This window comes from Acetobacter cibinongensis (assembly GCF_000963925.1).
GTDB classification, from domain to species: Bacteria; Pseudomonadota; Alphaproteobacteria; order Acetobacterales; family Acetobacteraceae; genus Acetobacter; species Acetobacter cibinongensis.
Genome location: NZ_BAMV01000014.1, coordinates 18,452 through 40,752, shown reverse-complemented (window position 1 = coordinate 40,752; position 22,301 = coordinate 18,452). Strand labels below are relative to the sequence as shown.

Here is a 22,301-nt window from a genome sequence, read left to right as displayed (position 1 = left end):
GTCGGGCGCATGGTTCTCAGTTTTTCTTCTGACTCAGCGCAGCCCCATCAGCCTGAGCAACATCGCCCTTCCAGCCATCTGTCAACGTCTGCAAAAAGGCTATAATCGCCTTACGTTCGGCTTCATTCAAGGCTGGTTTTTCACCGGGCTTCCTGTCAAACGGGGCATCGCTCTTGTCAATGTTTCCCTGATAGGCGGTGGGAATATCATTATAGATTTGTACCTTGCCATCCGGCCCTCTCGGATAAAACCGCCCCGGCTCCAGATCCCGCATAACGTAGAAATCCATGACATCTTCCAGAGAATGGAAAACCCCATTGTGGAAAAAGGTATGGCGGGTTGCAACATTCCGTAGCGTTGGGGTTGCAAACATACCGCAATACGGTGCCAGATCCTTGCGGCCTCCCGATTTCTGGTCGCACACGCCCAGATCATAGTATGAGGCGTCACGCGTATGTGTAAGTGCAGGATTACGCGGTGCTGCAAGGGCTTCGTACTGATGGTCGGTAAAAAGCGGCGGCAAGCCATCCCCCCGCACTGTATCCACATGGCATGCGGCACAATTTCCTTTCTGCGGGTCGTTGAACAGCAGATAACCCTGTCGTTCTATCGGTGAAAAACGTGCTTTCCCCTGCAACCATGAATCAAACTTGCTGGAGTAAGAATGAAATTTCTGGTCTTCAATCTGGTATCTTGCCAGAGCAAACAGACCTTCTGATAGCAGGAAGTCAGATGATTTACGGCCTCTAACGCCTGCAAGATCCCGCAATGGTGCAGCATAGTCAGCTGTCTGGAGACGGGCCGTCACTTTTTCAGGCAGACCAGCCATCTCATCTGGGTCAAACATTGGGCCACTGGCCTGCTGATGCAGCGTGTCTGCCCGGCCATCCAGGAACAAGCCGCCTTGTGGTACGAGGTTAGTCGCAGAATTGACAGTGTTAGAGGCACTTTTGGCAGCATGTGCCCCTCCCCCTACCGGAACGGCAATGGTGGGGGCAACATCGTCTGCCACAGCATCATCAGGACCAATGCTAAACGGCGGCTGGCGTTCAAGATAAGTCAGGCTCGGAATTTCGCGCCGTCCTTCGCGGTTTCCCGTCACACCTCCCATAAAAACCGATGTATTTCCAGCTGGGCCATAATGCAGGCTGGGCACGTGGCATGACGCGCAGGAAAGCTTGCCGGAACCGGACAAAGCGGGATCAAAAAACATGGCCTTGCCGACTGTTGCCATGGTGGAGAGCGGTTGCTGCGTATGCACGTGCAGCTTACGCGGGCACGGGTTGCTTCCATCCGCAGTCGGATTGCAGGACTGCCCACCTGTTGGCTGAGCGTTGGCATATCCCGCAAGTCCGAGAGCCAGCAGTGCGGCACATCCGGTCACCAGAAATGTTGATTGAAACAGCTTAAAGGAGCGCACGAATGAAAACCTTCTTTTGCAGCGTTCGGACCTAGTCTTCCGGGGCCGGGGCTGCTTAGCACTAACCTCTTCTTGTAATTATGATTGTTTGATGAAAAACTTATTGGAATGGTGACAAGACTGAAATATCTTAAAACTGTCACAGCTTAGGTCCTGACTGGCCGAAGCCACCAATGCTAAAGTAGCCGTTGCGTTTTTGCCTAGCGAGATACCCAGTTAGGGTCTGGCCGTCATCCACACGAGAGTTGTTTGAACACACTATCCCTTAGCGCCTTCACTCACTGGTGGCTTGAGCAGAACATGGTCGTTCTGCGCAAAGCATCTTCCCGTTATCTTCCGGGCCGCCTGTCGCGCATGGTGCAGACTGTCCGGAACCGTTATGCCGTGCCCGTTGTGGTAATTTCTTCCTCAACAGGGACTTTAACCCTGCTTGCGCAACTGCCCAATCAGCCGTCCCTGCAAGTTCCCGCAACGCAGGAAGGCATGGCTGATATCACCAGCCTATGCGCGGCTCGTCAGCCTTTTTTGCAAAGGTGGCGTTATCGCAGGCAAAAGGCTCTCCATATACGTGTGGTGTTTCCAGACCTGCCGATTTTGCAACGCGTTATCCGGGTTCCTGCCGCCGTGGCGGGAGATGCTGTCTCGGTTATCGGGTATCAGATGGATCGGATCGTACCTTTCCCTTCGGACGAAAGTGTTTGGGGCCTCACGCCCCTGCCCTCTGACCATGCAGAGGAAGCTGAATATTTGCTCAGTGTCGCACCGCTGGCCCCTCTTGCTCCTTGGTTGGATGCCTTCAAAGCCGGTCACCTTAGTCCTGTTAGCGTTGCAAACCAGACTGATCAGTCGGCAGTAAGCCTACCTCTTATCGATCATAGCTTTTGCCAAAAAACATCCAGAAAAACTCTCTTTTTGATCGTGCTTGCTTTGGGGATATTTCTTAGTACGCCCTTCATCTGGCAGTCAGTCACTGATTATCGGCTTTCTGCTCGGCTGGAAGAACTCCAGCCTTCAAGGATGGTTGCAGAAACACTCCGCAACCGTATTGAGGCCCTCACAAGTGCCAGTACGCTCCTGAACCGAGAAATTCAACGGGTTGGCTCTCCTCTCGTGCTTTTGTCCACCTTGACGCAATCGCTACCTGACACGACGTTTTTGGAATCACTCTCGGTGAAACAGGGTCAGATTACGCTGGAAGGCCAGTCAAAAGAGGCCGCTCGCCTGATTAGTCAGCTTGAGCATGATAACACTCTTCAAGACCCCAAATTTGTTGGGCCACTCTTGCGTCTGCCTGATGGCCGAGGCGAAAGCTTCACGCTGCATGGATCTGTTCCGAATTAGGAACATGTTAGTGTTTGAAGGTATCGAAGTTTTGCTCAGATTGTAAGCGGAACACGTTGCTTCACCAGACTAAAAACGAAAGCGGTAAGGTATCTAACCGCCTCAAGTTGCACAATGATCTACCTAATCAGGATGAAATTTTCTGAGTGCTCGAAGCCTACATGTCTATAGCTCTAAGCTAATCGTTCATCGCATCTGAAATTTAAAAGTACCTATTTTAATAATTTAAGTAATAAACATAAGTCTTCACTTGATCTCATGGAGTAAATATCATTCCAAACATCGGCGTTTTTCGCTAATATAGAATGTGTGTTCTGGAAAAACTTATTTTTTATGTCTTGCTTAGAAACATCAGGCAACGAACGTGAGACATGGGAAATTGATGTGGAATTCTTGAAAATAACGGTAACTTTTGCAAAACGCTTTTCTGGAGCTTCTTGCAGAGTGGGAGCTTGAAAATCTGTTTCTCTTGAAATGAGTGACATTACAGACGAGATGTCTGGCGCTATGGTACCATCTTTAAACAAAGATAAATCAACATTTTTTTTGACAAGAAAAGCTGCTAAAATATACTCAATACTGAACTGTCCTTGCCTCCCTGTTTCTGGTTTTGTGACAGTCAAGGCTGCATCTCCTCCAGGAGGAAACGTCACGATTATTTTTTCTATTTCATCCCATGAAAAATTATTATTTTTACGTAATTCAAGGAAAGAAGAAATCGGTAAATAACTAGCGCCACAACATGGATAGAGCTTAAAAATTAGTCCGGGATTTTCAATAGCCCATTCCTTCCCCCAACCGTTCAGGCACGCTGCTGGCAGTGCGTCATCCATGCCTAATGTTTTAAAAAACCCAAATTGAGAGTCAAGAATATCTCTATTTCCCTCGACACCGGCAAGAGTTAAAAGAATAGCTGAGATAGCGGAACGCGCAGCAAAACCTGCATGAATAGGCTTCACTTCAGTTGAAAACTGCGCGCGTAATCCTGCTGCTTGGGTCGCCGCTATTCCTAAAGCATTACTCAGCAAACCGGGCGTCACGTTTAATAAATACCCAAGGGCAACAGTTGCACCTAAGGGGCCCAACGTTGCTGTTGCATGAAAGCCGGTCTCGTAATGTTTATGCCGCATGGCGCGCCCTAACCGCGCCATGGCTTCCACTCCCACACAATATGCCGCTAAGAACTGAATAGCCGTGACATTTGGAATATTGGGCACATATGCAAACAGAGCGGACAACACCACGATGCTGGGGTGGCCTCTTACATCAGAATGAATATCATCAAAATCGAGAACATGAGACAGTGTCCCGTTTAATAATGCCGCTGTTGCCGGGTCCACTTCTATGTCTTGACCGAGAAGGAAGCTGCCTTTTTGCCCAGCCAGCGGCAAAAAAGCGGCTCTTACTTTCTGATAGGCTGGATTATCAATGCCTGCAAAAGCGCAGCCTAGGCAATCGATTAAACCAGACCGAGAAAGCTCAATCACACTTTCTGGAGGATGTGCCGTTAAAGCCAGCTCTGAAAAACGATATGTTAGGGAAGAAGGCATAAAAAACGGCTCCTACAGTTTTGGGAAAAAGCTGTTTTGTGGCCTTTCCAGACCTAAAATGTCGCGTAATGTCGCGCCCTCATACTCTTTCCTGAACAATTTTCTTTTCTGCAATTCTGGAACAACATAATCTACAAAAAGTTCAAATTGTCCCGGAAACCATGCAGGCATGATATTGAAGCCATCAGCCGCATTGCTCTCAAACCACAGCTGCAAATGGTCAGCAATAACAGATGGAGTGCCTTTTAGCACATTATGGCCACGCGCCATCCCAACATGTAACGCTAACTCGCGCACAGTCATATTCTCTCTTAAGGCAAGAGCCTTCAAGAGCTCACCCCTGCTTTGGATTTCATCAGAAATAGCAAGATCTGCTGGAAGTGGGCCATCAAGGTCAAATTGCGTTACGTCGTGCCCAAGACGTTCTGAAAGAAGGCCAATCGCACTGGGTAAATCCGTCAATTCTTTCAGTTTTTGATAGTTTTCTTCTACTTCTGTTTCGTCACGACCAATAACCGGGAAGACACCGGGCATAACAACAAGATCGTTACGCTCTCTACCAAAGTTTACAAGACGCCCTTTAAGGCTTGCGTAAAATGCTTGCGCTTCCGCCAAATCCCCTTGTGCAGTAAAAACGATGTCTGCTGTACGCGCTGCAAGATTTTGTCCAGGTATGGAAGAACCTGCCTGAATAATAATTGGATGCCCTTGCGGTGGGCGCGATGCATTCAGCGGACCCTGAACCGTAAAAAACTGCCCTTTGTGGTTTAGTTGGTGCATTTTATTTGGGAGAGCAAAAGTTCCGCTGGCCTTGTCGGCAACAATTGCGCCATCGTCCCAACTGTCCCACAACCCTTTACAAACATCGACAAATTCTTCCGCTATTTCATAACGGTTATCGTGACCTGGGTGGGTGGACCGGGTAAAATTAGCCGCAGAGCGTGCGTAACTGGTTGTGACCACATTCCAGGCTGCGCGGCCATTACTGAGGTGATCAAGGGAAGCGAACGTACGCGCCACCTGATAAGGCTCACTATAAGTAGTAGAGACCGTAGCGGCCAGCCCTATATGCCGGGTGGACATGGCAATCGCGCCCAGCAAAGTTGTAGGCTCAAACCGGACCATAGTGGAAGGATGTGCCGTCAGGCTGGATGTCAGGCCATCTGCCAGAAAGAAAAGATCAAACTTGCCGCGCTCCGCTATCGCAGCGATTTTCTGAAGAAGCGCTAGGTTTTCTGAGCCCGTTTCCGCTTCTGGCACTCTCCATCCTGAAACATGGTGCCCTGTTGCCTGCACAAAAACGCCTAAATGCATTTGTTTTGACATAGCTTTGTCCTTATCAAAATTTCACTATCAAGACTGACGAAGAAAATCGGCAGTGCGCACATGCTGTGGGTGAGTAAATAAGTCATGCGATGGGCCGTGTTCGATAATGCGACCATTCTCCATAAACGCGACGTTACCTTGCAAAGCACGGGCAAAACTTAGTTCGTGTGTTACAATCACCATGGTCATTGCTTGCTCGCTTAATTGCTTCAGCAATCTCGCCATGCTCTGCACCAGTTCCGGGTCTAATGCCGCCGTAGGTTCATCAAACAACATGACTTCAGGCTGCATGATAAGCGCCCTGACAATGGCAACGCGCTGCTGCTGACCACCAGAGAGTGATGACGGGAGAGCATGTGCGTGACTTTCTAAACCCACAGTTTTTAAAAGAACCAATGCCTGATCTATAACATCCCCTCTCTTTTTCTTGAGGATTTTAAGTGGCGCAATGATAATATTTTCCAAAACGGAAAGATGTGGGAAAAGGTTGTACTGTTGAAAAACCATGCCTATTCGGGTTCTCTGGCGTGCAATTTCTCCACCAGAGAGTTCGTATAGCTTGTCACCAGTTTGTCTGTAACCGATGATTTCACCGTTCAGCCGAATAATGCCACTATCAATACGATCAAGATGATTAATGCACCGTAGTAATGTAGACTTTCCAGAACCCGACGGGCCAAGTAGCACACAAGTCTGTCCCGATGGTACAATTAAGTTGATGTTATCAAGGATGGTTTTTCCTGAAATTTTTCTGGAAAAACCTGATATTTCGAGACCGCTCATAACGGCTGATCCTTACGCGAAAGCCGACCTTCCACCCAGTATTGCCCCATGGATAAGAGAGACGTGACAACAAGATACCAGAGAGAGGCAACAATCAGGAGCGGTATAACATCATATGTGCGTTCATAAATTTCTTGCGCAGAATACAGTACATCTTGCAATGCTATGACAGAAACAACAGATGTCGCTTTTAATGTGCTTATAATCTGATTGCCCGCAGCAGGTAAAATGACTCTGAATGCCTGGGGAAAAACAATGTTATACATCACACCAGAATTGGTAAATCCCAACGCCCGAGCGGCATCCCGCTGGCCAGTTGGAACACTCCGTAAGCCTGTACGTATAATTTCACTGGTATATGCAGCGTCATGAAGAACCAATGCCAGAACTGCTGCGGAAAAGCCGGTCAACACATGGTTTGTTGGAAAAGAATATAGCTCGCCCAAACCGGGCAGCGTCAAAGCTAAGCGCGGGTACAACGCAGCAATATTGAACCAGAAAAATAACTGTACAAGCATGGGAACAGAACGAAAAACCCATACATAGAACCAGCTTACGCTTTGTAGTAGCCTACTATCGGCCTGCCGCATTGCCGCTAAAACAGTCCCAAGTGGAAAGCCAAAAAAAACTGCAAAAAATGTCAGTTCAAGCGTGACCAACAACCCTTTCAGCAGGGCTGGTGCCGTAAAATTTGCAAAAACGATCTGCCATTCAAAACGCGGATTTTTAAAAATTGAATAGAGAAGTGCTGCAACACAGGCGGCAACCACTATGGTCGCAAGGCGCTCCGCAATTTTTGTTTTGGGCACAATAACAAGGTTATGGCTCATTGTAAGGCCCTTCCATCATTTTGTGCGCCTACGGAGTTTAGAATATCCATATTGCTATAACTTTTTCCAATTTCACCGTAAGAAATACCCCATTTATCAAGTATTTTCTGGTAAATCCCGAGTTCTATTAAGCGATTAACAGCATCTGTTATAACTGGTGTTAACGATGACGGGTGGGGCAAGCCCATTCCAACATAGCTTCCGTGACGGTCCAGCGTAGCAGCAAGAACAATTTGTCCGTGGCTGCCTTGCGCCATGGCCTTTACGCCTTCGTAAGGGCCAAGAAAATAAGGAACACGGCCACTAATAATAGCCTGAACACCTGCTGGGCGGGATGGAAAAAGCATGACAATAATAGGCGCTGCCCCCACTTGTTTACACTCCCAACTATGGTTTTGCAGCACAGTTGCATTTTCTGTGCCAGACCCTGCGCCTATAGTGAGACCGCATAAATCATGCCATTGGGTCACCTGCCCTTGTGTTGAGGCCAAGCCTAAGAGACCAAGGCGCTTGTCATCAAAATAGGAAACAAAATCTATTTTTTTCAGCCGTGTTTCTGTTACGTTCAGGTTAGCTAAAGCTATATCATAACGATGGCTGGCAAGCCCAAGGACCGTGCTTCCCAAACTTCCCGGGTTCACCCAGTACAGCTTTAACCCCAGTAGTTGGGCTACAGCTGCCATAATATCAATCTCCCTGCCCTGCAACTGCATCGTATCTGGTGTAAGGAATACCGTGGGGGGCGTTGTTGGGTGAGTGGCAACCAATAACGCTCCACTGCGCCTGTATTCAGCCGGGACACGCTCTTGCAGATCCTGTGCAACAGGCACGGCAATATCTGTTTGGTACGGAATAAAATTTTCCGCCTTGCGCCCCAAGTTCTGAACCAGAACAAGGCCCAAAACCATAAGAATACCCGCACAAAACACTTCTCGCTTCATGAAAAAAGCAACTTGCTTTTAGAAACTTGCATTAACGCGTCCGTAGTAATACGCGCCATAAATAGGCAGACTGGATGCAACCTGATCATACGGGCGTGTGCCAAGATAGTTGTTTTGTGCCGGAACATGCCGTGGCCGTTGGTTAAAAATATTATTTGCGCCAATGGAGGCATGCCAGTGTCGGTTAAAGCGGTACCCCACTTCCAGATCAGTCATCCAGACAGGCGTATTGCTAAACTCAGAAAACTGAGATGTGGAATATCTGACAGCCGCAGGTGCTAAATCCTGATATGTTAGCAGCGATGTTGTCTGCCCATAACGTGTCTGGCGTACGTTCACATCCCACACACCGTTGCTCCAGAACGCATTCAGCACAATTTTGCTCCGTGGCGAGGCCGTGGTGAGATAACCAATTGTCTGGGCACTCACCAAGGGGTTGCCATAAGCATTTGTATTAACATGATGCAGACGGGTGCGATTGAGATTCAGCATCATGGAAAGTGTGAGATTTCCATATTGGTGCAAATGCAGGAGGTAATCGGCCTGAAGATCCAAGCCTTGTGTACGGGTGCTTGCCGCGTTTGCCATATAGTTGGCTTTGATATTGTTGAGGTTGACGTTTCCGCCTGTAGGAAGCTCCATACCTGTCAGAGCAATAGCATCATACGCAGTCTGACCATTCACAAATCCTGACCCAATGATGCGGTCCCGAATATTGATCTGGTAAACATCTGCCGAGAGATGGAAGCCATCAATCGGCTCCAGAATAATGCCACCTTCAACATTGGTAGACCGTTCAGGTTTAAGATGCTGTGCCCCAATTGAACGACCAGCCTCACTGGTTGTCGACAACAGACCTGATGCTCCAGTGGGGGTTACGCCAAGGTTGCTAAAATGCTCTTCCGCCAAAGATGGCGCTCGAAAGCCATTACTAATGGTCCCACGTACAGCAATACGCTTGGTGAAGTCGTAACGCGTGCTGACTTTACCATTTTCTGTATTGCCAAAGTCAGTGTAATGCTCAAAACGCCCAGCGAAATCGAGATCCCAATGTTTAAGTGGGTGGAAATCTCCATCTATATAACCGGCCCATACATTTCTGTCCCAATGGCCAGCATTATAGGGTGAAAGCGCTGTAGAAGAGGCCATCCCCCCTTCTGAATATGAAGCCAGATCGCCTGCGCGAATGCCATACATTTCCAGCCTGTGCTCAGCGCCCATGGCAAGAGTGACTGGTACGGCATGTGCAATAGAGAAATTACGCCTTAGATCAAGATTACTGGTCCATTGGGATAGGGTGAAATTTGATGCTCTTACTTTAGTGGGAGAGTAGCCATATTTTTTATAATAGCCTGAATTGAAAGTGTCTTTGTTATCAATCCGGTCATTATCTTCTCCGTAGAGAGTGCTAATATCCCAATCAAATCCTAGAAGGTTTTTACCACGGAGGCCAATATTGGCTTGGTAGTCGTCCTCATCAATGATTTCTAGCGGTGAGAAGCCTGCTGGGAATGCTGTTGGTGCTACTGTTGGTAGGCGGTAATGCTCTATGGCCTCAGCATGACGATGCGCATAAGTAATCAAGCCGTAGCTTTCTATCCCTTCCGTAATCGGCTTTGCCCATTCCAGAGCAAGGTTGCCTCGTGTTTCTTCTGGCGTGGAAAGGCTTTTATCAGACGTAGGTGCCCAGGAAGACCCTGGCGTCCATTGGTGGCTCCAGACACTTTTAGAACTGTTGACGAAATGGTCCGTATGATAAACTTGGCCACTCAAATGCAGGAAGCCATCCCGCCCCAACTTCATTCCGCCATCCATACCAACAGAATACTGCCAGCCGTCACCGTTATAGGCATTCGCTCCGGTTTGAGCCGAAGCATCCAGACCATGGTCTGTTTTCTTTGTGATAATATTGACAACCCCGGCAATGGCGTCTGACCCATACATAGCGGCCGCGCCATCCCGCAGAATTTCTATGTGGTCAATTGCGTTAGCTGGTATCATATTCAGATCCACAGCCGTTGAACCTTGCTGTGGACCTGCTGCTGCCGTCAGATTGGCTGTTGTATGCCTGCGCTTACCATCCACAAGAACCAGCACTTCATTAGGGTTCAACCCACGCATACGAATTGCAGAGGTAAGAGCCCCGGTTTCTGTCGGTAAAGTTGCCATGGTAATGGACGGGTCAACACGCGTTATTGCATCAGCCAGATTCAGTTGGCCTGACCTCCGTAAAGTTGCGGCAGAGACAACGGTTATCGGCGATGTACTATCGCGGGCTTTTCGGTTGGTCGCATGGGTCCCTGTAACAATGACAGATTCTGATTTTTCACTAGAAGACGTCCCTGCGTCCACCACATCGGCCGGAACCGCAGAGGCTTTGTTACTATACCGAGTATCCTGAGCATGAGCAGCAGAAAGAGGAAGAGCCGCACAGACGCCAACAAGCAAATACCGCTTTTTTGTGTGGTTTATATGTTGAAAAAAAAGATCACCACTCAACGACATTACCCTGCGCCTTCATAATTTAACTATTTAATATAGTTGATGCAAAATACACCCACATAAATCCACGTCAATAAGGGCATCTGATTTCACGATGGTTTTTTGATGAATAAATATTAATGCATCGAGGTGCTGAAAATAACGCTACCAATCTCCCTAATTTATATAATTTTCACAAAAAGGGATAGTGAAATTGCAAAATGAGAAAACAATCTGGCAACTAGTTGACCAGAAAGGCCCCGTTTTTGAAACTTTAAGTGACAGTGTGTGGGAGGTGCCTGAAACAAATTTTCAGGAGGTTTCTTCTTGTGCGCTTCATAGAGAAACGCTCTTGGAGCAAGGGTTTAGGGTTACAGAGTGTGCAGGAGGCCTAAAAACTGCTGTCATGGGGGAAAGCGGGAGCGGCGGCCCGGTCATTGCTTTTCTAGGGGAGTTTGATGCACTCCCCAACCTCAGTCAGGAGGCCAATGTTTCCCACCCTGCCCCGATTACTCCAGACGGGAATGGGCATGGATGTGGGCATAATCTATTAGGCGCGGGTGCGCTGGCAGCTGCAACAGCGGTAAAAGACTGGCTGGAACAGACGGGAACCCCAGGCACGGTGAGATATTACGGCTGCCCCGCTGAAGAAGGCGGTGCGGGAAAAGTGTTCATGATCCGTAATGGCGCATTTGATGGCGTGGATTGTGCTATTAGTTGGCACCCTTTCGCTTTTACGACTGTCTGCCCTCCGTCTTCTCTCGCCAATGTCTGCATGGACTTTGTTTTCACTGGCCGGTCATCCCATGCTGCGATGTCCCCTCATCTCGGGCGTTCAGCGCTGGATGCAGCGGAACTTATGAATGTTGGGGTCAATTACTTACGCGAACACATGCTGCCAACCTCCCGTATCCACTACGCTTATATAAATGCGGGTGGAAAAGCGGCGAATGTTGTGCAGTCAGAAACGCGTATTCGTTACATGATACGCGCTGAAAAACTGGAGGATCTTTTTCCGCTACAAAAACGGGTGGAAAATATTGCGCATGGCGCCGCGCTGATGACTGAAACACAAGTCGATATCCAGGTTTTAAGCGGTATGGCTAACCTCATGCCCGCGCCAAAGCTGGAAAAACTGATGCAGGATAATATTGAAGAGCTTGGCCCACTCCCTTTAAGCCCGACAGACTATCAATATGCTCAGGATATTCAGGCGACCATTCCACAAACCGACATCGTATCCGCTTATAGCATGATGGAAATTCCCTATCAGGAAAATGTCTCTATCTTTAATGAGATTATTCCGTACCGGCCCTATTTCACAAAAAATATCTTAGGTTCAACAGACGTTGGCGATGTGAGTTGGATTGTACCAACCGTGCAATTACTTGCAACCACCATGGCAGTTGGAACCTCGCTTCATTCATGGCAGGCTACTGCACAGGGGAAGTCCTCCCTTGCCCATAAGGGCATGTTGCATGCAGCCAAAATTATGGCGGCAACTGCCATTAATATCCTTGAAAACCCATTCATACTGGAAAAAGAAGGTAAAAAACGAGATTATAAAAGCGTTATTCCAAAAGCAGTTGAGCCACCGCCAACGCATAAGCCGCAATGAGGGGCAAATTCTATTGGTTTTAACGCCTGAACTCTTGCACTAAAGAGCAGTAAATGGCGGCTTGTATGGAGTGCAAGCCGCTACTACTCTCAAGCTCTTATTCTTACGCTTTTTCACACGTGTATGAGGTGTAGAGAAATTTTTAGATGAACAGACATAATACCCTCGCAAAAAGAGAGCCTGCAAGTATGTCATCCTCTATGATTATTACGGGTTACATTGTCGGATACATGATATTTTTTATTTTGCACATCACGACCATTAATAAAATATTTTCAACATAAAAAATTTTCTTTCTCAAGAAAGTCAATATTATATCGTGCGTAACAGTCTGTCTCTCGCTTCTTGAGCAAGCGCGTTGAGGCCAGATTGCTCATAGAGTGCTGCTAATGCTTTGTTTGTTGGCACATCATACGGCGTGGTCAAACGCCTGGTCTCCAAGATCTGTTGTGCCCTAGAGTTTTTACCTGTCCGTAGCATGGCATCCAAAGCGACTTGTTCAAATAGATCTCGTTGCGCGTGGCTTCCACCAATCTGGCCAATACGACCCATAACCGGATCCAGCAAAGGCAAAACAGCATCATAACGTTCTTGAGCATGTGCCGCCAGAGCTTCTGCCAATGCCGCACCTACCTCGCGCCATGCTGCATGAAGAGTTGATTTTTTTTGCGCCGCAGCACCTCGTATTGCGGTCAGAAGGACATCTCCTTCTGGTTTGCGGGCACGCAATAAGCCATAGAGGTAATGAAGAGTCAGAAAAGGTTGGGCAACGTCATGCTGTCGCGGCACCAGATAGGCGCTCAAATCTTCCCAGCGATTACCAATGTCAACGCCTGTGAGTTCGAGGCGTAACAAGAGAGAAACTGCGCCGGCTTGATCCTGAGAAAATGTACGGTCACGCGCCCAGCAATGCTCATCATATATCGCCAAAGCTACAGGCTGCTGACCCAAGCTGATATGAAACAGTGCCTTGTGCCACCACAGATGTGTGTAAAGGAACGAGGTGAGACGCCCCCACTCCTGTGTATGGGCAGACAGAAAAGACACCCCTTCTTCTATACGACCTTGGGTGAGCATGATATGGGCCAGAGCATGTTGTGCCCATGCCTCTTGTGGGTCTAGCGCCAGTGCCTGCCGTGCAGCCTCCTCCGCATGGTCAAACAGATGGCATTGCTCAAAAGCAAAAGCCCGCATCCCCTGAAAATGCGTATTGCTGGCGGCGGCTGAATGGCAGAGCTCCGTAATACGCAGCATCTCCAGAAAACGGCCATTATTAAAATCATCATACTGATGAATTTTTAGAGCCACCAGATCGCCGGGCCACTGGCTTAAAAGCGTTTGTAAGGTTTGTCTTACACCGGCCATGTCGGACTGTAGCCAGAGGGTAAGCGTTTGCAACAGCAGCTGCTCACGCGCATTAAGCCCCGTGGCCGCCTTGGCCTTTTGAGCATGCTGCTGCGCGGCCTGTGGGATATCCCCTGTTTCAGACAGCATCCACAGCAACCCGGCATAAATATGCACCAAGCCATTCTGGGAGGTTTCCGCCGTTGCAAGAACAGTGATAATGCACTGATTATACCCTAGAAAACCCTCTATAAAGTCATTAACTGCCTGAAGGTCCTGCGCAGTTTGAACTGTTATGGCGTTACCCAGAATATCCTGCATGTCTGTTTCTTTTTATGACTAAGCGGTTGTTACGCGTTGGATAAGCTGCTCTATAAGCTGGTTCACCATCTTGGGCTGTTCAAGCATGATTTGATGCCCGCAAGGCTCCAGAACAGACACGGTTGAGCCAGACAAAGCGGCATTTACATTCTCAACAACAGAAAACGGCACAAGACCATCCTGCTTGCCAGCTACCAGCGTAACCGGAAAAAAGGGGAGATCTCTCAAACTGTGCGCCTTGAAAATAGGGCCATTCCGTAACAGAGCGCGCATCATGAAAAGGGTATTGCCCTGTGTTGCCTGCCGCTCCTGCGCTATCAGGTGAGCATCGGTATTGGGGTGCCATGCCAGAGCCTCAAACCGGCGCGCCAAGCGCTCGCGCAGAAGCTCCATGACAGTCAGCGGCAGCCTGTCCATCCAGTTGTTAAAAAGACCACGGCGGCTTTGCTCATGCGGTGCTGGCCCCAGTAACATTGCCCCGTCTATTGGGAGAACATGGTGTTTCTGCCAGACTTGCAGCAACCATGCCAACGTAAGGCGGCAGCCAAAAGAGTGCGCGATAATAATGTTTTGTTCTGTTTTATATTTTTCAAAAATAGTTAGAAAATCTGTCAGGAAAGCATCTGCTGTAAAATCTTTTTCCTGCTTGGAGTTCTGACTCTTACCGTGTCCAAAAGCATCCCACGCCACAAGATTAACGGATTTATGAGAGAAATGGTCGAACTGCTCCCGCCACTGGTTTTTATTGCCACCTCCGCCATGCACAAAAAAAAGGGTTAAGGGCGCGCTTGTCTGGCGTGTTGCCACATGCAGCTTGCGGCCAGATGTAATAGGCAGGCCATGTTCTTGCAGAGTGTGCGCCATATTTTATACCTACTCTCTCTTGTCGGAGTGGTCCGAGAAAACTTCCTGCCAACTGGGAACACAATCTGCCCAGCCCAACGGCGCAGCGTGGTACACGCCAAGAGCAATTGCACGTGCTGTCACTACGGTGGCTGCTTGTAGAATTTCACAAAAATCAGTCAGGTTGGGGGCAGGTTTTTCTTCTGTGGAAATGCCAAAAATTGTGTCGCCATCTTGTGGTAGGTGTGCAGGAAAAACACCGCGAGCCACACCGTCCTGCCCGACTATGGCCAGACGTTTGGCTTGCACGGGCGTAAGGGTCGCATTGGTTGCAACAACCCCTATAGTCGTGCCTGCTACGTAATCCGGCTTTATGCGCAGTTGTTGCGCGGCTTGCGCGCTGTTAGGCGCAAAGCCCAACCCACCGAATTCCGCGTTACGTTCAAAAGGTGCGCTCCAGAAATGCGGCCCGTCACCTACTGTGGCGTTGCCAATGGCATTGACCGCTATAAGGGCGGAGACTGTATAGCCTGCGGCTGTTATCACGCTGGCACTGCCAAGGCCGCCACGAAGAGTGGCCGTTGTAGCCCCTGTGCCTGCCCCGACCGTACCCTGCGCCACCGCATCAGACGAGGCTGCCTGCGCGGCCTGTTCCCCCAGATGGGCATAAAACCCGCGCGACCATGTTTTATCACCGCCATTTGCCAGATCGAACAGGCTAGCCTGAACAACAATCGGCACACGAATTTTATTGTCGAGTGCGGGTTTCTTTTTAAATTCCTGTTGCAGGACGGATTGCACACCGCTGGTTGCATCCAGCCCATAGACTGACCCACCAGATAGGACGATGGCATGAATACGTTCGACCATCATTTCAGGCTCAAGCAGTGCTGTATCTCGCAACGCAGGTGCACCACCAAGAACGCTGATAGACGCTATGGCAGGCTTGGCAAAACGCACCACAGACACCCCCGTACGGTGCGTGAAGTCCTGCACATTGCCTACGCTTATGCCTGCAATATCCGTAAGAGAGCCGCTCATACGTTTGTGTCTTTCCATAAGTCTTTTTGAATAAGGGCTGCTGTGTGGGCGGAACGCGGATTTGCAAAAACCTGCCCGGTTGGCCCTTCCTCCACAATCGCGCCGTCAGCCAGCACAATGACTCTGTGCGCCATATGCTGGACCACTGCCATGTCATGACTGATAAAAACAAGAGAAAGTCCGGTCTGTTGCTGCTGCTCCAGTAGCAGATTCAGCACCCGCGCTTGGGCAGACGCATCCAGTGCCGAGACAGCTTCATCTGCTATAACGAGAGAGGGATAACCAACTAAAGCCCGCGCAATGGCAATACGCTGCCGTTGCCCACCTGAAAATTCATGCGCACGCCGCCCAAGGCTTTCCGGCGGCAAAGCCAACGCATGGAGCATGTCGGAAACGCGTTTCTGCTTTTGCCCATCATCCAGCGCCCGCGCCCACAAGGGTTCATCCATAATAGCGCTGACAGTCTGCCGGGGGTCTAAAGAACTATACGGGTCTTGAAAAATCATTTGCAGGTCAGGACGTAGCGACCTGTTTTGCCGATGAGCGAGATGCTGTGTTTCCACCCCCTTATAGCGCACAGAGCCGCTTGTAGGTGGCATAAGCCCTGCCAGAATATGGGCTAACGTGGTTTTGCCGGTGCCAGACTGACCCACTATGGCGACCGTCTCACCCGGCTTTACCTCAAAATTCAGCCCCTTCAGGATAGGGCGTGTGTTCCCTCTCCCCCCGCTACGAGAAAAAGAGACATTCTGCACAGCCAGAAGCTCAGTCATACTGTGCGCTCCTAATTGCCTCGGGTTCAAACAGGCTTAAAGGGGGGCGTGGCGTAAACTGGAGAGAAAGTGCAAGCAAAGCTTGCAAATAACTGGATGTTGGCTGAGCCAGCACTGTCTGAGTTGGCCCATACTCGACACACTTGCCACCACGCAACACGAGCACTGTGTCTGTATTATGCGCCACAAGCTCAAGGTCATGTGAAATAACGACAACTGCCATATTTCTTTTTTGCGCCTGCTTTTTTAGCAATACCATGACATTGCGACGTGTTGCCGGGTCCAACGCTGTGGTGAATTCATCAGCAATAAGCACCGCTGGTTCTCCGGCCAGAGCAGCAGCCAAGAGAACGCGCTGTCTTTGTCCCCCAGAAAGCGCAAAAGGGTACGCCTGCCGCATGGAAGTGCCGCTCGGCAGGCCAACTTGTGCAAGCCAGTAGTCAACGCGCTCCAGACGCTCTTTTTTACCAAGGCCCGCAGGCAGTGTTTGTGCAATATGGGCGGCCACTGTCATACCGGGGTTAAGCGCTTTCATGGGTTCCTGCGGCACATAACCGATACCCTGCCCCCGCAGCCGGTAGCGGGCGTTCTCCGGTAAGGCAGTAAAGTTCCTACCCGCTAGCAGCACACGTCCTGTGGTGTGAAATACTGGCGGCAGCAACCCAAGGCAGGCAACGCCCAACGTGGTTTTGCCGCTTCCAGATTCCCCAACAACGCCGAGAATTTCGCCCGCCTGCACATCAAAGCTCAGATCATGCAGCACAGTCCTCGATGTTGCAGAATACGACAGGCCAACACTGACCTGCTGCACCTGTAGAGGGATGGTTCCCACTGTCATGATATATGCTCCTGCCGGGCAAAGCGGTCTCTCAAACCATCTCCTACCATGTTGGTCCCCAGCACAAGCAGCACCACAACCACCCCCGGCACGGCCACCAGATGTGGATGGTCATAAATATGCACCTGATAAGATGCGAGAATACGGCCAAGCTCCGGCAATGGGGGCGGTGCGCCCAAGCCAAGGTAGGACAACCCGGTTTCGGCCAGCATGGCCAGTGCCACGTTGACAGAAAACTGCACAAGCAAACCCGGCACCATGTTGGGCAACACATGGCGTAGCAGAATACGCCACGGTGTAAGTGCCGAAAGACGGGCTGCCGCTATGTAGTCCTGCGCGTAAATATTGGCTGCCGCCTGCTGCCCAAGCCTGACGAAGCCGGGAATAAAGAAGATGGCCAGAGCACATATTTCCTGCACCACACCAGCGCCACACAAGGTCACCAAAAGGGCCGCGATAATAATGGGCGGAAACGCAATACCCAGCTCAACCACGCCATTGGCAATGATTTTTGTTTTCTGCCCCGCTGCCGCAGCCAGAACGCCCAGCCCTGTACCCAGCCCGAGCGCTAAAACCATTGAAAGGTAACTGATGCCGTAGCTGTTTACTGCGCCCACTAGAGAAAATGCCAGAGTGTCCCGGCCCAGCGGGTCTGTTCCCAGCCAGTGTGCAAAGGTGGGTGGTTTTAAGCGGGCGTGTATATCTATACCAAAAGTGGCATGTAAATGTGCAAGCCAGAGCACGGCACCCGGCACCAGCACACCCAGCACACACGCACTTCCTAAGGCCAGCCCAAGAGACGGAAACCTTGTGTCGCTTGTAATGCGCTTCAGAATATTCATGCCGCACGACCATTTCGGCCAGAAGCCAGCCAAGGGCTCAGACGCATTTCCAGCCATTGCAAAAGGCCTTTTTCAACCACCACCACTGCTACGATAAGCAGCACACAGGCCTGCACAACGGGAACATCTCGTTGATTGACGGCTTCCAGCAACAGAGCTCCGGTGCCTTTAAGGTTAAAGACATTTTCCACAATAATGGTGCCAGACAGCAATAAGGGTATTTGTAGCGACACTACCGCAAGCACAGATGGCAGGCTGCGCGGCAGCACATGCCGGCACAGCACCTGCCGCTCTGACAGACCATGGGCACGGGCCGTCAGTATAAACGGTTCATCCAGCACTGCTATCACGGCGGAACGCGTGTACCGCGCAAGCACGGCAGCTTGTGGTAATGCCAGCGCAACTGCTGGCAACACTAAGGACCGTAAGGCGGCGCTACCACCCTGCTCCCACCCCGCAAAACCACCCGCAGGAAACCAGTGGAGAGAGAGTGCGAAAAAACCGGTCAGCAACATAGCTAACCAGAAATCGGGCACAGCTTTTGTGAACTGTATGGCCCCCATGAAAGCAAGGTCCAGCCATGTACCCCGCTGCGTTGCCGTAAACACACCCAGTAATAAACCCAGCGTAACGGCTGCGGTAAGCGCTATCCCGGCAAGAGGCAAGGACACTTGCAGCCGCTCAAGCAGCAGGGACCAGACGGGCACGTTATAGCCGTAGCTCTGTCCGAAATTACCGTGAAGGAGGCCCGTTGCCCAATGCCAATATTGCACAGGCAAGGACTGGTCCAGACCCAGTTGGTGGTGCAGGGCCGCCAGAGTGTCCGGTTGGGCATCTACCCCCAGTAGCACCTCAGCGGGATCTCCGGGCAGGAGTGTCATGCTGAAAAAAATGATGAGACTTGCCAGTATCAACAGAACAAGGCGGCTGCCAATAAACCGGAATGGCCACAGAAAATTTTGCATTATTGCCCCCAAAACACGCTGGACATTGGCGTGGCAGGCAATGGCAGCCTATTCCATAACCCTTTTACTTCACGGCGTGCTATATTGGTGCGGGGCACGAAAAATAGAAAAACATTTGGCACATCGTGGGCCAGCTTTTCCTGCATTTGCACAGAAAGCGTGTGCCGTTTAGCAGGGTCCTGCTCGGCTTCATAGGCTGCGTACAAGGCCTGAAAATCTGGATTATTATAGCCAAAATAATAATCTTTTCTTGCGTAAATTCCAATATCATCTGGCTCGGTATGGGCAATAACCGTCATATCAAAATCATGATGCCCAAACACCTGTGCCAGCCACGCAGGCCATTCAAGCTGTGTTATCGTCACGTTAAGGCCAACTTGTTCCAGATACGCAGCCACAAGTTCACCCGTGGTATGCGCATAGGCTATTGGCGGCAAAACCAGTTTTAAACGCGTACCCGGCTCAACCCCGGCCTGTCTGAGCAGAGCCTTGGCTTTTTCTGGGTTGTACGGATAAACACTCGATAAATCAGTATAGTTTTGGTTTTCAGGGCTCATGTGAGACCCCAGAACCAACGCGCCGGGAATATCCATTGCCTCTGTAATGCCAGCGCGGTCCAGCGCGTAGGCCAGAGCCTGCCTAACAAGAGGCTGGGCAAAGAGTTTGCGCCTATTATTCAGCGCAAGCATGGCTTTGAAAGGGGCAATCCCCTGTTTGACAACAAAAGCGGAGTTTTGTGTAAACCGTGCCGCCATTTCCGGTGCCGGAAAGCTTGGGTATGCATCCAACTGACCATCCAACAAGGCATTGGCTGCGGCCAGCGGGTCGGTATAAAACCGGAATATGACTGTCTTGAGTTTTGCCGGTGTGCCCCAATAAGTCGGGTTCTTCTTCAGCGTAATGCTCTCGGCCCGCTTCCAGTCCTTGAAAATGAATGGTCCGGTACCTATGGGATGCTGAGCATTGCCCGCCGCCGACTGTGGCGCAACAATCACCGCGTCTGCCCACGCCAACTCTGATAAGAAACTTGCATGAGGTGCCTTGAGTGTTACCGAAACGCTCAGATCAGAGGGACAGGAAACATCCTGAATGTTCTCAAAAATCTGCTTTTGCGGATTAAGGCTTTCCGGTGCGCGTGCTCTATCAAGAGAAAACTTGACCGTAGCGCAAGTTAAGGGCGCACCATCATGAAACTGGACATTGGGATGCAGCGCAAACGCATAGTGCACCCCATCTGGCGACACAGACCACGATTGAGCAAGAAGAGGATGAACAGCCCCCTGCTCATCCTCTGCCGTCAAACCCTCATAGATATTGGCGTAGGTGACGTTCCGAATACCTTCTGATGGGTTGGTTGTAGGGTCCAGTGTGGATGGGGAAATATTAATACCAACAGCAATGCTTCCATCCTGTGCGCCCGCCATAGCGGAAGACGGCGTACCACCAACCGCGCAAAACAACGTCAGGCCAAGAATGATCCTAAGCCTCGTTTTTTTTGGGCGATGAAGCGTTGCAGCAGAAAACATTATGGAATTTCACCTGGAGCAGGGCGGGCAAGACCAAGATGCTCCCGCAGAGTTGTGCCCGTGTACTGTGTGCGGAAAAGCCCTCTCTTTTGCAATTCCGGCACAACCAGATCAACAAAATCATTCAGACTTTTGGGCAAGATAGGTGGCATGACGTTAAATCCATCTGCCGCTCCCGTCACAAACCACTCTTCAAGCTGATCTGCTATCTGGGTTGGGTCGCCCCAGATTGTCCAGTGCCCTCGTGCCCCGCTGACTTCAAGATAAAGCTCGCGGATGCTCAGGTTACGTTTACGGGCCATTTGCAGCAGCAGGGTCTGCCGGCTCTGGTTTCCGTTAATAATAGCCGGTGGCTCTGGCAATGGTCCATCCAAAGGCAGGCCGCGCAGATCTGTCCCCGTCATGCGGGACAGCAGCAGCAGGCCCACTTCCGGGTGGGTCAGGTTATCAAGCTGATCTTTCAAATCTTCCGCTTCGGCCTGAGTGCGCCCCACAAGAGGATACACACCCGGCATGACCTTCAGGGACGAAGTGGGCCGACCGATAACGCGCATCCGCTCATGCAGATCTGTACGGAAAGCACGGGCTTCTTCTCTATCCTGCTGGGCGGTAAAAACCATTTCCGCTGTTTCTGCCGCCAGTTGGCGGCCCGGCTCTGAAGACCCAGCCTGCACAATAACAGGCCGCCCCTGAGGAGAGCGTGGAATATCCAACTGGCCAGAGGCGGCAAAGAGCGGACCATCATGTGTTACGCCACGCCGCAAGGTGGGGTCAAAAAAGAGACCGCTTTCCACATCTCTAACAAAAGCGCCATCATCCCACCCGTCCCAGAATTTCATGACCAGATCGGCAAATTCCCGCGCGCGCTGGTATCTGTCAGCATGACGGATATGGTCTGGCACCCCATAATGCACGGACTCCCGCACATTGGCTGTTGTGACCAAATTCCACCCGGACCGCCCGCCATTGATTTGGTCGAGAGACAGAAACTGCCGTGCCAGATGATAGGGCACGGTGTAGGTTGTGCTCACGGTCCCCACAACACCAATGCGCTGAGTAACGGCTGAAAGTGCTGAAATAAGCGTGAGAGGCTCAAAGGATGACGCATAGGTCATCCGCTTGAAACCTTCTATTCCGTCCTCATCAATCCCGCTGGTAAAATCTGCTATAAAGACCGCATCAAACAAGCCACGTTCAGCAGTTTTTGCCAGTTCAATATGATGCTGAAAATTAACCCCCGCATCTTTAACAGAACCCGCGTGCCGCCATGCCGCTGCATGATGCCCTGTCGGAAGAAGAAAGGCTGCAAGGTTCATGGTGCGCGACATATAACTATACCTTTTCGTTATATAAATAAGATGCCTGAAACCCCATTTTTAACGAGCACAAACACCACCGCCAAATCTGGCCTGAAAAGAACGATATAAGCTTCGCATTCGAAACACAATACGAGGAAGTTTTTATTTCCACTAAATTTTATTGTTATTTTAGGGATGACGAAAAAATCATATGTAACTG

Annotated in this window: 18 protein-coding genes; 2 read left to right on the top strand and 16 right to left on the bottom strand. The window is 50.3% G+C overall.

The window, feature by feature from the left end:
* Positions 1–16 precede the first annotated feature (16 nt).
* A complete protein-coding gene (locus Abci_RS08235; RefSeq protein WP_244877625.1) occupies positions 17–1,420 on the bottom strand; it encodes a cytochrome-c peroxidase in 1,404 nt (467 codons plus the stop codon).
* A 249-nt stretch (positions 1,421–1,669) separates the two neighbouring features.
* Between Abci_RS08235 and Abci_RS08230 the strand changes: the two genes are divergently transcribed.
* Positions 1,670–2,761, top strand: a complete 1,092-nt coding sequence (locus Abci_RS08230) for a PilN domain-containing protein (protein ID WP_146806971.1) — start codon at positions 1,670–1,672, stop codon at positions 2,759–2,761.
* 212 nt (positions 2,762–2,973) lie between these two features.
* Here the strand turns inward: Abci_RS08230 and Abci_RS08225 are convergent, their stop codons facing one another.
* Genes Abci_RS08225 through Abci_RS08200 form a run of 6 tightly spaced genes read right to left on the bottom strand, consistent with a single transcriptional unit; the run spans position 2,974 to position 10,696 of the window.
* Positions 2,974–4,311, bottom strand: coding sequence for an MmgE/PrpD family protein (locus Abci_RS08225; protein WP_048838681.1), 1,338 nt, complete (start codon positions 4,309–4,311; stop codon positions 2,974–2,976).
* Positions 4,312–4,323: 12 nt separating this feature from the next.
* On the bottom strand, positions 4,324–5,637 hold the full coding sequence (locus tag Abci_RS08220) for an LLM class flavin-dependent oxidoreductase (RefSeq protein WP_048838680.1): 1,314 nt from the start codon (positions 5,635–5,637) through the stop codon (positions 4,324–4,326).
* A gap of 27 nt (positions 5,638–5,664) precedes the next feature.
* Positions 5,665–6,420, bottom strand: coding sequence for an amino acid ABC transporter ATP-binding protein (locus Abci_RS08215; RefSeq protein WP_048838679.1), 756 nt, complete (start codon positions 6,418–6,420; stop codon positions 5,665–5,667).
* Positions 6,417–7,250: an amino acid ABC transporter permease gene (locus Abci_RS08210; protein ID WP_048838678.1), complete on the bottom strand. Its 834-nt coding sequence runs from the start codon at positions 7,248–7,250 to the stop codon at positions 6,417–6,419. Before Abci_RS08210 ends, Abci_RS08215 begins: the two co-directional genes overlap by 4 nt.
* Positions 7,247–8,191 (bottom strand): transporter substrate-binding domain-containing protein, encoded by a 945-nt coding sequence (locus Abci_RS08205; protein ID WP_048838677.1) that lies wholly within the window; start codon positions 8,189–8,191, stop codon positions 7,247–7,249. Before Abci_RS08205 ends, Abci_RS08210 begins: the two co-directional genes overlap by 4 nt.
* 18 nt (positions 8,192–8,209) lie before the next feature.
* Positions 8,210–10,696: a TonB-dependent receptor plug domain-containing protein gene (locus Abci_RS08200; protein WP_084597592.1), complete on the bottom strand. Its 2,487-nt coding sequence runs from the start codon at positions 10,694–10,696 to the stop codon at positions 8,210–8,212.
* A gap of 184 nt (positions 10,697–10,880) precedes the next feature.
* On the opposite strand from Abci_RS08200, the gene Abci_RS08195 reads away from it, so the two are divergent.
* Complete coding sequence (locus Abci_RS08195; protein WP_371861417.1) at positions 10,881–12,290, top strand: amidohydrolase; 1,410 nt, start codon at positions 10,881–10,883, stop codon at positions 12,288–12,290.
* Between the two features lie 312 nt (positions 12,291–12,602).
* Here Abci_RS08195 and Abci_RS08190 read toward each other — a convergent pair whose 3' ends face one another.
* Genes Abci_RS08190 through Abci_RS08150 form a run of 9 tightly spaced genes read right to left on the bottom strand, consistent with a single transcriptional unit; the run spans position 12,603 to position 22,111 of the window.
* Positions 12,603–13,955 (bottom strand): hypothetical protein, encoded by a 1,353-nt coding sequence (locus Abci_RS08190; protein WP_048838676.1) that lies wholly within the window; start codon positions 13,953–13,955, stop codon positions 12,603–12,605.
* 18 nt (positions 13,956–13,973) lie between these two features.
* Entirely contained in the window at positions 13,974–14,819 is an 846-nt protein-coding gene (locus Abci_RS08185) for an alpha/beta fold hydrolase (RefSeq protein WP_048838675.1), read from the bottom strand.
* Between the two features lie 9 nt (positions 14,820–14,828).
* Complete coding sequence (locus tag Abci_RS08180; RefSeq protein ID WP_084597591.1) at positions 14,829–15,839, bottom strand: P1 family peptidase; 1,011 nt, start codon at positions 15,837–15,839, stop codon at positions 14,829–14,831.
* Positions 15,836–16,612: an ABC transporter ATP-binding protein gene (locus Abci_RS08175; RefSeq protein WP_052944803.1), complete on the bottom strand. Its 777-nt coding sequence runs from the start codon at positions 16,610–16,612 to the stop codon at positions 15,836–15,838. The genes Abci_RS08180 and Abci_RS08175 overlap by 4 nt, the downstream gene beginning before the upstream one ends.
* Positions 16,605–17,450, bottom strand: coding sequence for an ATP-binding cassette domain-containing protein (locus Abci_RS08170; RefSeq protein ID WP_048838673.1), 846 nt, complete (start codon positions 17,448–17,450; stop codon positions 16,605–16,607). Before Abci_RS08170 ends, Abci_RS08175 begins: the two co-directional genes overlap by 8 nt.
* The gene (locus Abci_RS08165) at positions 17,447–18,292 is read right to left on the bottom strand and encodes an ABC transporter permease (RefSeq protein WP_048838672.1); all 846 of its coding nucleotides are present in this window, start codon (positions 18,290–18,292) and stop codon (positions 17,447–17,449) included. The genes Abci_RS08170 and Abci_RS08165 overlap by 4 nt, the downstream gene beginning before the upstream one ends.
* Positions 18,289–19,257, bottom strand: a complete 969-nt coding sequence (locus tag Abci_RS08160; protein ID WP_048838671.1) for an ABC transporter permease — start codon at positions 19,255–19,257, stop codon at positions 18,289–18,291. Before Abci_RS08160 ends, Abci_RS08165 begins: the two co-directional genes overlap by 4 nt.
* Positions 19,257–20,783, bottom strand: a complete 1,527-nt coding sequence (locus Abci_RS08155; protein WP_084597590.1) for an ABC transporter substrate-binding protein — start codon at positions 20,781–20,783, stop codon at positions 19,257–19,259. Before Abci_RS08155 ends, Abci_RS08160 begins: the two co-directional genes overlap by 1 nt.
* Positions 20,783–22,111 carry an LLM class flavin-dependent oxidoreductase gene (locus Abci_RS08150; protein ID WP_048838670.1) on the bottom strand — a complete coding sequence of 443 codons (1,329 nt, stop codon included), beginning with the start codon at positions 22,109–22,111 and terminating at the stop codon, positions 20,783–20,785. The genes Abci_RS08155 and Abci_RS08150 overlap by 1 nt, the downstream gene beginning before the upstream one ends.
* Positions 22,112–22,301: the final 190 nt, after the last annotated feature.